Source organism: Gordonia caeni, from assembly GCF_039537105.1.
GTDB lineage: Bacteria > Actinomycetota > Actinomycetes > Mycobacteriales > Mycobacteriaceae > Gordonia > Gordonia caeni.
The window spans coordinates 106,727-121,059 of sequence record NZ_BAAAZW010000009.1; the positions used below are offsets into that span (position 1 = coordinate 106,727).

At 70.3% G+C, this 14,333-nt stretch carries 14 protein-coding genes and 1 tRNA gene; 5 read left to right on the forward strand and 10 right to left on the reverse strand.

Translation table 11 applies throughout. The features are described from left to right. Position 1 precedes the first annotated feature (1 nt). The 4 genes from ABD732_RS15190 to ABD732_RS15205 form a co-directional block, all read right to left on the reverse strand. Positions 2-829, reverse strand: a complete 828-nt coding sequence (locus tag ABD732_RS15190) for an SCO1664 family protein (RefSeq protein WP_344785230.1) — start codon at positions 827-829, stop codon at positions 2-4. 23 nt (positions 830-852) lie between these two features. Then, complete coding sequence (locus ABD732_RS15195) at positions 853-1,560, reverse strand: DUF3090 domain-containing protein (protein ID WP_344785232.1); 708 nt, start codon at positions 1,558-1,560, stop codon at positions 853-855. Between the two features lie 80 nt (positions 1,561-1,640). Beyond that, a complete protein-coding gene (locus tag ABD732_RS15200; protein WP_344785234.1) occupies positions 1,641-2,330 on the reverse strand; it encodes an MSMEG_4193 family putative phosphomutase in 690 nt (229 codons plus the stop codon). A gap of 59 nt (positions 2,331-2,389) precedes the next feature. Further along, positions 2,390-3,229: an undecaprenyl-diphosphate phosphatase gene (locus tag ABD732_RS15205; RefSeq protein ID WP_344785236.1), complete on the reverse strand. Its 840-nt coding sequence runs from the start codon at positions 3,227-3,229 to the stop codon at positions 2,390-2,392. 203 nt (positions 3,230-3,432) lie between these two features. On the opposite strand from ABD732_RS15205, the gene ABD732_RS15210 reads away from it, so the two are divergent. Together ABD732_RS15210 and ABD732_RS15215 are read left to right on the forward strand one after the other, a co-directional pair. Next, a complete protein-coding gene (locus tag ABD732_RS15210; RefSeq protein WP_344785238.1) occupies positions 3,433-4,479 on the forward strand; it encodes a YncE family protein in 1,047 nt (348 codons plus the stop codon). Positions 4,480-4,489: 10 nt separating this feature from the next. Next, positions 4,490-5,620 (forward strand): quinone-dependent dihydroorotate dehydrogenase, encoded by a 1,131-nt coding sequence (locus ABD732_RS15215; protein ID WP_344785240.1) that lies wholly within the window; start codon positions 4,490-4,492, stop codon positions 5,618-5,620. Positions 5,621-5,631: 11 nt separating this feature from the next. Here ABD732_RS15215 and ABD732_RS15220 read toward each other — a convergent pair whose 3' ends face one another. Together ABD732_RS15220 and ABD732_RS15225 are read right to left on the reverse strand one after the other, a co-directional pair. Next, on the reverse strand, positions 5,632-6,174 hold the full coding sequence (locus tag ABD732_RS15220; protein ID WP_344785243.1) for a YbhB/YbcL family Raf kinase inhibitor-like protein: 543 nt from the start codon (positions 6,172-6,174) through the stop codon (positions 5,632-5,634). Positions 6,175-6,227: 53 nt separating this feature from the next. Beyond that, entirely contained in the window at positions 6,228-7,562 is a 1,335-nt protein-coding gene (locus tag ABD732_RS15225) for a M20/M25/M40 family metallo-hydrolase (protein WP_344785245.1), read from the reverse strand. Positions 7,563-7,656: 94 nt separating this feature from the next. Here ABD732_RS15225 and ABD732_RS15230 point away from each other — a divergent pair. Beyond that, a tRNA-Leu gene (locus ABD732_RS15230) sits at positions 7,657-7,742 on the forward strand. A gap of 173 nt (positions 7,743-7,915) precedes the next feature. Beyond that, positions 7,916-9,325, forward strand: coding sequence for a ClC family H(+)/Cl(-) exchange transporter (locus tag ABD732_RS15235; RefSeq protein ID WP_344785247.1), 1,410 nt, complete (start codon positions 7,916-7,918; stop codon positions 9,323-9,325). Between the two features lie 19 nt (positions 9,326-9,344). On the opposite strand, the gene ABD732_RS15240 is transcribed toward ABD732_RS15235, so the two are convergent. Together ABD732_RS15240 and ABD732_RS15245 are read right to left on the reverse strand one after the other, a co-directional pair. After that, the gene (locus ABD732_RS15240) at positions 9,345-10,079 is read right to left on the reverse strand and encodes a YciC family protein (RefSeq protein ID WP_344785249.1); all 735 of its coding nucleotides are present in this window, start codon (positions 10,077-10,079) and stop codon (positions 9,345-9,347) included. A gap of 54 nt (positions 10,080-10,133) precedes the next feature. After that, positions 10,134-10,829 (reverse strand): VOC family protein, encoded by a 696-nt coding sequence (locus ABD732_RS15245; protein ID WP_344785252.1) that lies wholly within the window; start codon positions 10,827-10,829, stop codon positions 10,134-10,136. Between the two features lie 187 nt (positions 10,830-11,016). On the opposite strand from ABD732_RS15245, the gene ABD732_RS15250 reads away from it, so the two are divergent. Next, positions 11,017-11,850, forward strand: a complete 834-nt coding sequence (locus ABD732_RS15250; RefSeq protein ID WP_344785254.1) for a crotonase/enoyl-CoA hydratase family protein — start codon at positions 11,017-11,019, stop codon at positions 11,848-11,850. A gap of 25 nt (positions 11,851-11,875) precedes the next feature. Here ABD732_RS15250 and ABD732_RS15255 read toward each other — a convergent pair whose 3' ends face one another. Both ABD732_RS15255 and htpG read right to left on the reverse strand, forming a co-directional pair. Beyond that, entirely contained in the window at positions 11,876-12,349 is a 474-nt protein-coding gene (locus ABD732_RS15255; RefSeq protein WP_344785256.1) for a nitroreductase family deazaflavin-dependent oxidoreductase, read from the reverse strand. 7 nt (positions 12,350-12,356) lie between these two features. After that, complete coding sequence (gene htpG, locus ABD732_RS15260) at positions 12,357-14,273, reverse strand: molecular chaperone HtpG (protein ID WP_344785258.1); 1,917 nt, start codon at positions 14,271-14,273, stop codon at positions 12,357-12,359. Positions 14,274-14,333: the final 60 nt, after the last annotated feature.

The window sequence follows — 14,333 nt, forward strand, 5'->3', positions numbered from 1 at the left end:
CTCAGAACGGCGGCCACGGGATGGCTCGCTGATGCGGCGGGCGCGGCAGCGCCCCGCCGTCGGCAAGGGCCGCGACCCGGCGCCGCAGGGCTGCCAGTTCCTCCTCGGAGACCAGCTCGCACAGCTCGCCGGTCAGATCGCTGCCCGGCGACAACCGCTCGCCGAGGGCGGCCAGATCGGCGCGAACGCTCTCGTTCGCCGGGTCCCCGGCCCAGCCCCACAGGATGGTGCGCAGTTTCGGCTCGGTGTGCAGGGTGAGGCCGTGGTCGATGCCGAACAGCCGGCCGTCGGCGTCGACCAGGATGTGTCCGCCCTTGCGGTCGGCGTTGTTGAGGACCGCGTCGAGCACCGCCAGCCGATGCAACCGCTCGTCGGTGGCGTGCGCCAGGGCCACCACCGAGCCGTCGTCGTCGTGCGCCCGCAGGATCGGGACGTAGCCCTCGGGGACGTCGTCGGCCGGGACGATCTCCACCGGTTCGCGTCCGGCCGGGGCCTCCGGCTGGTCGATCCACAGTTGCAGCATCCCCGGACCGAGTTCGGCGCCGGGCGGCCCCTCCGCGCGCAGGACGGTCTCCGGGATCAGATCCCAGCCGAGGGCCGCGTCGATCAGCCGGGCCGCCACCTCGCGCCCGGCGAGCGTGCCGTCCGGAAAATCCCAGAGCGGGGTCTCCCCGCGCACCGGCTTGTAGACGCAGCGCGTCGACTGCTCCCCCAGCGTCGCCTCACACACCAGCGTCAGATTGCTGGCCGAGGGGATCTGGCCGAACAGCGACAGTTCACCCTGGCTCAGCAGGCGCCGCACCTGCGGACCGGAGAGCGCGTCGGTCACCTCGGTGCACGATCGGCCGCTCACTACGATCCCGGTTCGGGCTCGTCGTCGCCGGGCTCAGAATCCTCGTCGCCGGTCTCCTCGTCCACCTCGAAGGCGGCGTCGAAGCCGGGCACCAGGCGGCCCAGCATGGCCAGCACCTCCGGGTCGACGAATTCCAGCGACCGGCTGAACTCGGCGTCACGCTTGTAACCGTTGCTGCGCGCACAGATGTGTCCGCCCGGGTCCAGGGGCTGGTTGCACAGCGGGCACAGCGGCCGGCCGGCGGCCACCACTCGCATGGAGCGCGCCGAGAACTCGCGGGCGGCTTCGGCGCTGAGGAAGATCCGCACCGTGTCCGGGCCCTCGGCGGTGTCGTCGAGGATGACGGCCTCGTCGATCGGCTCCTCGGTGACGGCGAGGAGTTCCACCACGACGGCGGCGGCTTCGGCGTCCCAGCCGAGGCCCATCGAGCCCACGTGGAACTCGGCGTCGATCGGCATCGCCAGCGGCGAGGTGTCGGAGACGTCACCGGCCTCGGGCGGCACATGGGTGCCGAACCGGCGGGCGACCTCGTCCAGGAGATAGCCCAGCCGGTCGGCCAGGATCAGCACCTGCTGTTTCTCGATCTGCACGCTGAGCACCTGTGCGCCGGAGGCCACCTGCAGGAAGAAGGTCCGGTCGCCGGGCTGACCGACGGTACCGGCGACGAAGCGTTCGGGTTCACGAAATTCGTGAATGGTGCGCGCCATCTTCGATCCACCTCACTCGCATCGCATTGACTTCACCGGCAGACTTCAACCGTACCCGCGCCGGAGGCCGATCGCGGGGCTCAGGGGGTTCCGGTGGACCCGCCCACGGCCGCCGCTTGTGCCGGTCGCGGCGGCAGAGTCAGCGCCCCGTTGTTGTTGACGGTGTGCACGTACGGCCGCGCCGAGGCGTAGTGCACCACGCTGATCGACGCCGGGTCGACGACGATCCGCTGGAAGGTGTCCAGGTGCATGCCGAGCGCGTCGGCCAGCACGGCCTTGAGAACGTCGCCGTGCGAGCACACCACCCACAACCCGTGCCCGTTCTCGCCGCCGTGGATCTTGTCCAGGGCGCGTATCGCCGCGGTCGCGCGCCGGGAGACGTCGGACAGTCCCTCGCCGCCGGGGAAGACCGCCGCCGAGGGCTGTTGCTGCACCACCTTCCACAGCGGTTCGCCGACCAGTTCTTTCAGGGGGCGGTTGCTCCAGTCGCCGTAGTCGACCTCCGCCAGCCGGTCGTCGACGATCTCGGGTACCGCGCCTTCCGGCCGCTCGCCGAGCGCCTGCACCAGCGGTGCGACGGTCTCGGCGCAGCGCTGCAGCGGAGACCGCACCACCGCGGTCACGTCGCCGAGCACTCCGGACAGGCGGCCGGCGAGCTCGGCCGCCTGGGCGACCCCTTTGTCGTCGAGACCGACCCCCGGGGTGCGGCCGGCCAGGACGCCGGAAGTGTTGGCCGTCGACCGCCCGTGGCGGACCAGAATCACCGTCATGGCTGCCAGCCTATGGGCCCCGGCGCGCGGTGATCATCAAGCCGGACCGGTGAGCCGGGTCAGGAAGCGGCGACCACACCGGTCGCGAGCAGGACGAGGATGGTCCCGCCCAGGAGGACGCGGTAGGCGGCGAACCAGTTCATCGAGTGGTCACTGACGAAGCGCAACAGCCAGGCGATCGCCGCGTAGCCGACGAAGAAGGCGATGACCGTCGCCAGCACGATCTGTCCGCCGGAGGCCTGCAGTCCCTCCTGGGACGGTTCGAAGGCGTCTTTGAGGCTGTACAGCCCCGAGCCGACCACCGCGGGGATGGCGATCAGGAACGAGAACCGGAAGGCCGCCTCACGGTTGAGCCCCAGGAACAGGCCTGCGCTCGCGGTGGCGCCCGATCGGGACACCCCGGGGATCAGCGCGAGACACTGGGCCAGGCCCATGACGATCGCGTCGGTGCGGGTGAGCTGATCGAGCCCGCGCCGCTGAGTCGCGAAGCGTTCGGCGGCGACGAAGACGAACGAGAACAGGATTAGCATGATCGCGATCAGCCACAGATTGCGGCCCACCGTGCGGATCTGGTCGGTGAAGATGAAGCCCAGCACGACGATCGGAATGGTCGCGAAGATCACATACCAGCCGACGCGGTAGTCCATGCCCCGGCGTTGCGGGTCCCGCAGGCCGGCGAACCAGGCCGCGATGATCCGGACGATGTCCTTGGCGAAGAAGACCAGGACCGCCAACTCGGTGCCCAGCTGGGTGACCGCGGTGAACGAAGCTCCGGCGTCCTCGTGAAACCACAGCTCAGAGACGATTCGCATATGCGCGGAGGAGGAGATCGGCAGAAACTCGGTGAGGCCCTGCACCGCTCCCAGAACGATGGACTGCGCCCAGGTCATGTCGGTCACGAGCGCCCACTGTACCGCCCGTGCGGGCCCCGGCCGGGCACGCGAGGGCCCGCACGGGCGGACCGGTGGCTCAGCGCACCGACTTCGGATACGCCCAGTCTGCCGAGTGTGCGTATCCGAGGTCACGGTGCAGGCGGCCGAGGTCAGTGCGCCGCTCCTGCCCCACCGCTCCGGCGCGTACGCGACTCACGCAAGATGGAGGCATGCGCGTACCAACCCGAATCACCGCGGCGGCCGCCGTGCTCGCCCTGGCCGCGACCCTGGCCGCGTGCGGCGCCGACGACGAGGTGACCACCGGCGACGGCGCCGGCGATGTGGCGACCGTCGAGCCGGCCACCCCGTCGGCCTCGCCCCCGCTGGACGGCGAGCCGGCCGGAACGGTGATCCCCGGTGTCGCCGGTACGGCGCTCGCCCAGGCCGGATCCACCGTCGCCGTGCTCGGCACCGACGGCACGGTCCGCCTGCACACCGCCCCCGGCGCTGCGGACACGCCGCCGCCGCGCGCGACCGACGTGACCGACGTGGCGGCGCTGACCGCCGACGGCGACGGCTTCCTCGCCGCCTCACCGGCACGACTGTCGCGGATCGGCGCGGACGGGGCGGTCACGCAGATCGCCGGCGAGCAGGGGCCGGTACTGAGTGTGGCGGTGACCGACGACGACCGGATCCTGGTGGGCACCGACGACGGTCACCTGCGGGTGCTCGGTCGCGACGGCGAGCTGCAACGCGACATCCACGATTTCGTGCGGGTCGACGAGATCCTCGTCGCACCGGCGTCCTCGGAGGTGGCCGGCCAGGTGGTCGTGGTCGACCGCGCCCAATCGATGGTCGCGCCCATCGACATCGACACCGGGGAGCGGAAGGCGTCGCTGCGCGCCGGCAACGGCATCGCCGAAGCCACCGTCGACTCCTACGGGCGCATCCTGGCCACCGGCACCGCCGACAACGAGTTGCTCGGCTTCTACGGCCAGCCCATCGTCATGCGGTTCCGATTCCCGGTCTCCCCCGGTCCCTACGCCCTGACCTGGGACGACACCCAGCAGTTGCTGTGGGTGTCCACCACCGGCGACAACCAGGCCATCGCCTACGACCTGTCGACCGGCGAGCCGCGCGAACGCGGCCGGATCGCCACCGTCGGTCAAGTGTCGGCGATGACCGCCGACCCGGACACCGGAATCCTGTACGTGCTCTCCGAACGCGGCGACGGTCTGCAGGCCGTGCCCCGCAACACCCCCGACGGCGCCCGGTAGGAGGCCGCACATGTCCCGATCTCCCGCTCCGCTCGGTTCCCGCGTGCTCCGCGCCGTCAACCGGGCCGTCTATCCCCCGCTGCTCGCCCTGATGTTCCGGGTCCCGCCCGAGCGGATCCACCGGATCATCGCCCGGCTGCTGCGGTTCGCCGGCCGCACGCCGCTGGTGCGCTCGCTGGTGGCCGCCGTCTTCGCCCCGCGCGACGAGGTCCTGCGTTCGACGGTCTTCGGCGTCGACTTCCCCGCCCCCATCGGCCTCGCCGCCGGCCTGGACAAGTCCGCCGAGGCGGTGAACGTCTGGGGCCAGCTGGGATTCGGCTACGCCGAGATCGGCACCATCACCGGCCGCGAGCAGCCCGGCAATCCGCAGCCCCGCCTGTTCCGGTTGCCCGCCGACAAGGCGCTGATCAACCGGATGGGCTTCAACAATCCGGGGGCCGAGGCCGCCGCGCTGACGCTGGCCGAACCCCGTCCGGGACCGCGCCGGGTGCCCATCGGCGCCAACATCGGAAAGACCAAGGTGGTGCCGGTCGACGGCGCCATCGACGACTACCGGTTCAGCGCCCGCATGCTGGGTCCGCTCGCCGACTTCGTCGTGGTCAACGTCAGCTCACCCAACACCCCCGGGCTGCGTGACCTGCAGGCCGTGGAGTCGCTGCGCCCGATCCTGGCGGCGGTGCAGGAGGTGGCGCAGGTCCCGGTGCTGGTGAAGATCGCACCGGATCTGTCCGACGAGGACGTGGACGCCGTCGCCGATCTGGCCGTCGAGTTGGGCCTGGCCGGCATCGTCGCCACCAACACCACCATCAGCCGCGCGGGGCTCACCACCCCGGACGATGAGGTCGCGGCCATCGGTGCCGGCGGCCTGTCCGGCCCCCCGGTCCGCGAACGGTCTCTGCAGGTGCTGCGCCGCCTGTACGGGCGGGTCGGCGGCCGCGTCGCGCTGATCAGCGTGGGCGGTATCGAATCGGCCGACGACGCCTGGGAGCGGATCCTCGCCGGCGCGAGCCTGCTGCAGGTCTACACCGGTTTCATCTACGGCGGACCGGGCTGGCTCCGCGAACTGAACGACGGTGTGGCCGAACGCCTTCGGGCGGCCGGTCACACGCGCCTGTCCGACGCCGTCGGCACGGCTGTCTGACCCGAGGCGGGCTATTCGTCGCCGGCCTGCTCGAAGATTCCGATCAGCGTGCCGCGGCCGATGGCGTGCGAGAACAGGTTGAATCCCAGGAAGCCCGGCGAGGCGCCCTCGGGCAGGTCCAGCGATTCGACGTCGACGGCGTGCACCACGAAGAAGTAGCGGTGCGGGCCGTGACCGGGGGGCGGTCCGGCACCGACGAACTGAGCCAGTCCGGCGTCGTTGCGCAGGGTCACTGCCTGGCCGGGCAGGGTGGCCGCGCCGGGGGCGCCGGCGCCCGCCGGGAGCGAGGTGACCGTGGCCGGGATGTCGGCGACGGCCCAGTGCCAGAAGCCGGAGGCGGTCGGAGCGTCCGGGTCGAAGCAGGTGACGACGAAGCTCTTGGTCTCCGCCGGGAAGCCCGACCAGCTCAGCTGCGGGGAGAGGTCCTCGCCGCCCGCGCCGAAGATGGCCGAGGCCTGCGGCATGGGCAGTGTCTGCCCCTCGGTGAAGTCCTCCGAGGTCACCGTGATGTCCGGCAGGGCCGGTAGCGCGGCGTACGGGTTGTAATCAGTCAAGACTGCGTCCTTTCACCAGATGTGGGGCACTCGCGAACCACTCTGCCAGGCGTTCAGGAGTTGAGCACGAAATGTTCCAGGACGTTGGTGCCGAACAGCACCGCGTCCACCGGGACCCGCTCGTCGATGCCGTGGAACAGCGCCGCGAAGTCCAGGTCCGGGGGCAGTTGCAGCGGCGCGAAGCCGAAGCAGCGGATGCCCAGCTTGGCGAAGGCCTTGGCGTCGGTGCCGCCGGACAGCATGTACGGCACCGTCCGGCCCTGCGGGTCGTGCGCCAGGATCGCGTCGTTCATCGCATCGACCAGGTGACCGTCGAAGGTGGTCTCCACCGAATCGAGGTGGGTGATCCACTCGCGCTTGACGTTCGGGCCGATCAGCTCGTCGATGGCGGCCTCGAATTCGGCCTGCCGGCCGGGCAGGACGCGGCAGTCGATCACCGCCTCCGCCTTCTGCGGGATCACGTTGGCCTTGTAGCCCGCCGAAAGCATGGTCGGGTTCGCGGTGTCGCGCAGAGTGGCGCCGATGATGCGCGCCAGATTGCCGATCTTGAACAGCGCCGTCTCCAGGTCCGGGGTGTCCGGGCTGAAATCGAGTCCGGTCTCCTCCGACAGCGCCGCCAGGAACCCGGCCACCGACTCGGTCATCACCAGCGGGAAGGTGTGCGCGCCGATTCGGGCGACCGCCGCGGCGATCTCGGTGACCGCGTTCTCGTCGTGCAGGAACGAACCGTGACCGGCGCGGCCCTCGGCGGTCAGCCGCATCCACGACAGCCCCTTCTCGGCCGTCTCCACCAGATACAGCCGGCGGACCTCGCCGTCGGGCCGGTCGACGGTCAGTGAGAAGCCGCCGACCTCGCCCACGGCCTCGGTGATGCCTTCGAACAGGTCGGGCCGGTGTTCGACGAGCCACTGCGAGCCCCAGGTGCCCCCGGCCTCCTCATCGGCGAGGAAGGCGAAGACGATCTCCCGCGGCGGCACCACTTCGTCCCGTTTGAACTGCCGGGCCAGGGCCAGCACCATCCCGGCCATGTCCTTCATGTCCACCGCGCCCCGGCCCCAGATGTAGCCGTCGCGGATCGCGCCCGAGAACGGGTCGACGCTCCAGTCCTCCGCGGCCGCCGGCACCACGTCGAGGTGCACATGGATCAGCAGCGCCCCGCGGTCGGAGTCCGGCGGGCCGGCCAGCCGCGCGAAGACGTTCCCGCGCCCGGGTTGGCCGGACTCGACGTATTCGGTGACGTAGCCGACCTCCTCGAGTCGCTGAGCGACCCATTTGGCGCAGTCCTCCTCGCCGCGGGTCGTCTCCAGATCTCCGGTGTTCGAGGTGTCGAACCGGATCAACCGGCTCACCAGATCCACCACTTCGTCGGTCGCACGGGGGGTAGTCACCCTCTCATTCAAGCCCATTTCCGGCGGATTTGGGATACCCGGGAAACCTTGGTTAGAGTTACACGGCGCGCCGCGGGAGCGGCGTGCTGCTCGAGTCCGAGTGGCGGAATGGCAGACGCGCTAGCTTGAGGTGCTAGTGCCCTATTAACGGGCGTGGGGGTTCAAGTCCCCCCTCGGACACCGCGTCATGAGCCGCGGCATCGTTCACACACGATGTCGCGGCTCATCTGCTTTCTTCCCGGACGCGCCGACATCACCGATCAGACACGGCGGTACCGATAAGGTGCCGGTATCTTTCGTATCCGCCGGCGGCCGCCGGCGCACGGTCGAGTCGAGTCCATGGGGAGCCGCGGATGAGTGAGGGACGGCAGGACGGCGACGACGACGCCGATGCCCCACCGCCTCCTGCCCCACCACCGGCGCCCGGCGAGCAGGGCGCCGACTCGAACTTCCCCGGACCGCGGACCCTGTACTACCTGACGTTGCTGGCGGTGCTCGCCGGAGTCCTGGCGGGATTCACCGGGGGCGCCTTCCGCTGGGTGCTGGTCAAGACCGACGCGGCCCGCGCCGATCTCGCGCAGTGGGCCCTGGACCACGGCCCGTGGGGATGGCTGGTGACGGTGCTGGTGAGCACGGCGGCCGCGGCGGCGGCCACCTGGATCGGCACCCGGTGGCCGATGTCGGCCGGCAGCGGCATTCAGCAAGTGGAAGCGGTGGAACGGGGCGAGGACCGGGCCGCGCCCGCCAGCACCATCCCCGCCCGCTTCATCGGCGGTGTCCTCTCGATCGGTGTCGGCGGCCTGGTGCTGGGACGCGAGGGCCCGACCGTGCACATGGGCGCCTCGTTCGGCGCGCTGGCCGGGCGCCTGGGCCGCGCCACCCGCGACGAGATCCGCGTCCTGCAGAGCTGCCTGTCCGGCGCCGGTCTCGCCGTGGCGTTCAACGCGCCGATCGGCGGCGCGATCTTCGTCTTCGAGGAGATCTCGCACAAAATCCGGCTGCGCTACCTGGTCTGGACCATCGCCGCGGTGGTCGCCGCGATCTCGTGCAGCCGGGTGGTGCTGGGCAACCATCCGGACTTCACGGTGCGCGCCATCACCGAGCCCGCGGTCGCCAACCTCCCGATCTTCGTGGTCTTCGGCGTCTTCCTCGGTGTCCTGGCCGTCGGCTACAACGTCGTCATCGCGCGCCTGCTGAGCGGACTGCGATCGATCCGCCGCATCCCGGCCGTGGCGAAGGGCGCCGCGATCGGCGCGGTGGTCGGCGGCGGACTGGTCTACGTGCCCGACGCCGTCAGCGGCGGCGACACGGTGGCCCAGTCCATGCTCGACGGCCGGCAGCTCGCCTTCTGGACGGTGGCGATCTATCTGGTGCTGCGGTTCTTCTCGGGCCCGCTGTCGTACGCGGCCGGGACCCCGGGCGGCCTGTTCGCCCCGATGCTGGCGCTGGGCACCCTGTGCGGCGTCTTCTTCGCCCGCGTGGTGGAGGCGGCCGGCGTCACCGTCGACACCGACACCCGGATCACGCTGATGATCGCGGGCATGTCGGGACTGTTCGCCGCCTCGGTCCGCGCGCCGTTCACGGGCATCGTGCTGGTGATGGAGATGTGCGCCATCACCACCGTCTCCATCTCCATGCTGGCGACGGCAGGAGCCGCGGTGATCGTCGCCGCGGCACTGCGCTCGGCACCGATCTACGACACCCTGCGCGAACAGATGCTGGCCGTCGAAGCCGCCCGACGCACCCGGTCCGGCGACGGCTGACGCACCCGAGGCCGGGCCGCTATGCGACTCCCGGCGGGATCGGCCTGCCCACCAGGTTCCGGTAGCAGTGCACCAGAAACGCTTCGCCCATCGGCAGGGTCACGACGGCGCCGAGCCCGAAGGCCACACCGCCGATGTAGCCGTAGACGTAATGCACCAGCAGCACCAGCAGACTGTCGAGGGGCTTGGCGAAGGCCAGCCGCGCCGAGGCGGCGACCGCCTGGGTCGGCGACATCTTCCGCTCCAGGACGTAAACCGGCGCGTACTGCAGCGCGAAGACCGCGATCAGCCCGGGAATCACCAGAAGGACGAAGCCGACGGCGATGATGATCGCCATCAGGATCACCGTGCCGACGAACGCCGCGGTGCGCGTGGGCACCAGGAAGTCCCGGACCCCGACCGATCGCCCGTCGGCCACCCGGATCACGCCCGACGTGACTGCGCCCTGCAGGTAGATCACAGCGAAAACGAGCAGCAGGGCGACGACGATGACCAGAATCAGACCGCCGACGGCGAAGCCGTCGGTCGCCGCGGTCTGGCCGTAGTCACCGTCCACCGAGGACGGCACCATCCAGAACACTCCGGCGATGATCAGCGCCGTGCCGATCACGGTGACGATCAGGATCGCCAGTCCCGGCACCACCATCGGCCCCGGCCTTCTGCTGAAGACCTGCCACGACCACTTCAGTGCCTCGCCGACATCGGCTCCCCCCGACGGCGGCACGGGCGGCGGGTTCTCTCCGGATTCGGCCATGATTCGCACGTTAGCCGCTCGGCTCGCCCGACTCATCCGTCTCCGGAGTTCCGGTCAGGGCTCCGTCTGCTCCAGCAGAATCGTCGGCGTGCCCAGCGCCGGTTCGCGGATCGTCGCCACTCGGGTGCCCGGCTTGCGGCCGGCTCGGATGTCACTCACGGGGAGCCCGGCCCCGGTCAGTCGCCGGTGTTCGGCATCCAGGTCCGGGCAGCGCCACGCCAGTCCCCACACCTCGATGCCCGGTCCGGCCCCGTCCGCGCCGGCCAGCACCTCGATCACCACCGTCGAGGTACGGAAGAACACCTGGTGCACCTCGCCGAAGGTCCGGACCAGGCGCAGATTCGCGCCCAGCCGACCGGCGAACAACGCGATCGCCACGTCCACCGACGGTGCGGTGAACACGATGTGGTCGAGCAGCGGCGCCCCGGGCCGCGCCCCGGCGGCCCCGGTGATCCCCACCGCGGGCGCAGCGTCGAACCAGCGGACGCCGCCGTGCCCGGTGACGGCCGACCCGCGGCGCGCCAGCAGGCGCGCCGCGCCGTCGGGGTCGGCCACCTGGAAGGCCGCCGACACCCCGGCCGCACCGTCACCGGCGTCCGCGGCGGCGATCGCCCCGTTGCCCGCCGACCATCGGCCGGTCACCGAATCGGCCGGCCCGAGCAACGCGGTGTACGCGGCGGCGGTGGCCGGCCGGTCGGTGGCCTCCACGGTCACGGCCACGTCGGAGAGCTGCAAGGGATCCGGTGCCATCCGGTCATCGTGACACATTCCCGCCGGTGACCGGCCGCGTGCCGTGGCGCCGCCCACCCCGGCGGCGGGTCCGTACCCGCCCGGGCGCACGCATCGCCTACTGTCGCTGGCAGGACGGTCCGCTTCGCCGACCGTCGTACTGCACTTCCGCCGTGCCGGTCCCCGACCGGCCCCACCAGGAGCAATCATGAGCTACCGCACCGCCGAGTACGAAGCCTTCGAGGTCAGCATCACCGATCACGTCGCCGAAGTGACCCTCATCGGGCCGGGGCGCGGCAATGCGATGGGACCGGCCTTCTGGGCCGAACTGGTGCCGATCTTCACCGGAATCGACGCCGACCCCGAGGTGCGCGCGGTGGTGCTGACCGGGTCCGGCAAGCACTTCTCGTACGGTCTGGATCTGCCCGCCATGGCCGGCGACTTCGGCCCGGTGATGGCCGACGGTGCACAGGCGGCCCCGCGCACCGCGTTCCACGACACGATCAAGCGCATGCAGGCCGGGATCAACGCGGTGGCCGACTGCCGCAAACCGGTCGTCACCGCGATCTCCGGCTGGTGCATCGGCGGCGGGGTGGACCTGATCACCGCCGCCGACATCCGGCTGGCCAGTGCCGACGCCAAGTTCAGCGTCCGCGAGGTTCGGGTCGCGATCGTCGCCGACATGGGTTCACTGGCCCGGTTGCCGCTCATCATCGGCGACGGCCACACCCGCGAACTCGCGCTCACCGGCAAGGACATCGACGCCGCGCGCGCCGAGAAGATCGGTCTGGTCAGCGACGTCTACGACGACCAGGAGGCCGTGCTGGCCGCGGCTCGGGCGACCGCCGCCGAGATCGCGGCCAATCCCCCGCTGGTGGTTCAGGGCGTCAAGACCGTCCTCGACCACAGCCGCGCCGCCCGGGTGGACGACAGCCTGCGCTACGTCGCGGCGTGGAACTCGGCGTTCCTGCCCAGCAAAGACCTCACCGAGGCGATCACCGCCGTCTTCGAAAAGCGCGAGCCCGAGTTCTCCGGCGAGTGACCCCGGTCCCTCGCGTGGCGGGGGTTCACTCTGCGGCGGGCGTGAGCCGGAACACCGGGATCACGCGCGTCGTCCGGCGTTCGTAGAGGTCGAAGTTGGGCCACACGCCGCGCAACTCCTGCCACGCCGCCGCGCGCTCGTCCCCGGCGAGCTCGCGGCGGCGCATCGGGACCAGCCGGCCGTGCCGCTCCACCTGGATCGTCTCCGCCGCCCGCAGGTTGTAGACCCAGGCCGGGGTCTTGGGCCCGCCGAAGTACGACCCGGCCACCAGCCAGTCGTCTCCGACCGGCGCGGCGAGCACCGTCGTGGTGCGCTCGACCCCGGACTTACGCCCGGGAATCACCATGGTCACGCTGGGCAGTCCCGCGACGGTCAGCAGGTCGACGCGGCCTGCGGTGGCCCACTGAAGCCCGTCGTCGACCTTGACGATCCACGGCAGGTAGTCCGGGAGCCATTCGATGGCTCCCACGCGGACGGCGATCGGGGTCAGCAGGCCCATGCGCAACTCACTTCAATCCGGCGACGAGGGTGTCCGAGAGGAGCTTGGCGAACTCGGCCGGATCGGTCAGCTCGCCGCCTTCGGCCAGCAGCGCCATCGCGTAGATGAGCTTGGCCGTCGGCTCCAGCGCGGCGTGGTCGTCTCCGCCGCCGGTGTAGGCCTCGGCCAGACCGGTGACCAGCGGGTGGTCCGCGTTGAGTTCCAGCACCCGCTTCATGTGCGGCACCTCCTGACCGGATGCCCGGTACAGCTTCTCCAACTGCGGCGACATCGAGAAGGTGTCACCCACCAGGCAGGCCGCCGAATCGGTGAGGCGCTTGGACAGCCGGGTGGCGCTGACATCCTGATCCAGCACCCCGGTCAGCCACTCCAGCAGGCCGGCGAACTCCGCGTCGCGCTCGGTGTCCTCGTCGGTGTCCTCGTCGTCCAGCGCGGCCTCGCCCTTGGCGACCGAGACGAACTGACGGTCGTCGAACTCGGGCATCTGCGAGGTCCAGAGCTCGTCGACCGGATCGGACAGCAACAGCACCTCGATGCCCTTGGCGCGGAAGCCTTCCAGGTGCGGCGAGTGCTCGATCTGCTGACGCGACTCCCCGGTCATGTAGTAGATGACCTTCTGGTCGGCCGGGCAGCGGGCCACGTAGTCGGCGAGGCTCGTCGGCTCGGTGGCCGAATGCGTGGTTTCGAAGACCGAGGCCTTGAGCACGGCCTGGAAGTTGTCCGGATCGTTGACCAGGCCCTCCTTGAAGACCTTGCCGAACGCCGACCAGAACGTGGCGTAGTCCTCCGGCTTGCGGTCCTGCAACTCCTGGACGGTGCCGATGACCTTCTTCACCAGACGCCGGCGGATCGCACGGATCTGCCGGTCCTGCTGCAGGATCTCGCGGGAGACGTTGAGCGACAGGTCGTTCGCGTCGACCACACCCTGAACGAAGCGCAGGTACTCGGGCATCAGTTCCGGGCAGTCGTCCATGATGAACACCCGGCGCACGTACAGGTGCAGGCTGCTGGAGCGTTCGCGCATGAACATGTCGAACGGCGCCTGCGTGGGCAGAAACAGCAGCGCCTGGTACTCGAAGGTGCCCTCGGCGTGCAGCGAGATCACCTCGAGGGGCGAGTCCCAGTTGTGGCTGATGTGCCGGTAGAACTCGGTGTACTCCTCCTCGGAGACCTCGTCCTTGTTCTTGGCCCACAGCGCCTTCTGCGAGTTGAGCGTGGCGTCGGCCTCCTCGGTGGTGGGCTCGCCACCCTCCTCCTCGGCCGGCACCGACACGGTCTCGGTCATCCGGATCGGCCAGGCGATGAAGTCCGAGTAGCGCTTCACCAGACCGCGCAGCACCTGCGGGTCGGCGTAGTCGTGCACGGCGTTCTCGACGTCGACGGGCTTGAGCGACAACGTGATCGAGGTGCCCTGCGGGGCGTCGGCGACGTCGTCGATGGTGTAGGTGCCGTCGCCGGTGGACTCCCAGCGGGTGCCGACGCTCTCGCCCGCTTTGCGGGTGACCATGCTCACCCGGTCGGCGACCATGAACACCGAGTAGAAGCCGATGCCGAACTGGCCGATCAACTCCTCGGACGAGGATGCGTCGCCGGCCTCCGACAGCGCCTGACGCAGCTGCGCGGTACCCGACTTGGCGACAGTGCCGATCAGTTCGATCACTTCGTCGCGGCTCATGCCGATGCCGTTGTCGGACACCGTGAGAGTCCGCGGTTCGGCCGCGGGGGTCAGCCGAACGTGCAGATCGGTGGTGTCGGCGACCAGCTCCTTGTCGCGGAGGGTCTCCAGCCGGAGCTTGTCGAGCGCATCGGAGGCGTTCGAGATCAGCTCCCGCAGGAAGCTGTCCTTGTTCGAGTAGATCGAATGGACGACGAGGTCGAGAAGTTGCCGCGCCTCGGCCTGGAACTCATGCACTTGTGAACTCATGGTGAAACGTCCCCCAATCAGGTCGGAATCGAAGCTGCCGTGCGCGGCCGTCCGCGCGCG

What these genes read in the sequence shown, in the direction of transcription:
- ABD732_RS15195 (WP_344785232.1), bottom strand. Translation starts at nt 1,560, where the DNA reads ATGGCGCGCACCATTCACGAATTTCGTGAACCCGAACGCTTCGTCGCC.
- ABD732_RS15200 (WP_344785234.1), bottom strand. Translation starts at nt 2,330, where the DNA reads ATGACGGTGATTCTGGTCCGCCACGGGCGGTCGACGGCCAACACTTCC.
- ABD732_RS15210 (WP_344785238.1), top strand. Translation starts at nt 3,433, where the DNA reads ATGCGCGTACCAACCCGAATCACCGCGGCGGCCGCCGTGCTCGCCCTG.
- ABD732_RS15215 (WP_344785240.1), top strand. Translation starts at nt 4,490, where the DNA reads ATGTCCCGATCTCCCGCTCCGCTCGGTTCCCGCGTGCTCCGCGCCGTC.
- ABD732_RS15235 (WP_344785247.1), top strand. Translation starts at nt 7,916, where the DNA reads ATGAGTGAGGGACGGCAGGACGGCGACGACGACGCCGATGCCCCACCG.
- ABD732_RS15240 (WP_344785249.1), bottom strand. Translation starts at nt 10,079, where the DNA reads ATGGCCGAATCCGGAGAGAACCCGCCGCCCGTGCCGCCGTCGGGGGGA.
- ABD732_RS15245 (WP_344785252.1), bottom strand. Translation starts at nt 10,829, where the DNA reads ATGGCACCGGATCCCTTGCAGCTCTCCGACGTGGCCGTGACCGTGGAG.
- ABD732_RS15250 (WP_344785254.1), top strand. Translation starts at nt 11,017, where the DNA reads ATGAGCTACCGCACCGCCGAGTACGAAGCCTTCGAGGTCAGCATCACC.
- ABD732_RS15255 (WP_344785256.1), bottom strand. Translation starts at nt 12,349, where the DNA reads ATGGGCCTGCTGACCCCGATCGCCGTCCGCGTGGGAGCCATCGAATGG.
- htpG (WP_344785258.1), bottom strand. Translation starts at nt 14,273, where the DNA reads ATGAGTTCACAAGTGCATGAGTTCCAGGCCGAGGCGCGGCAACTTCTC.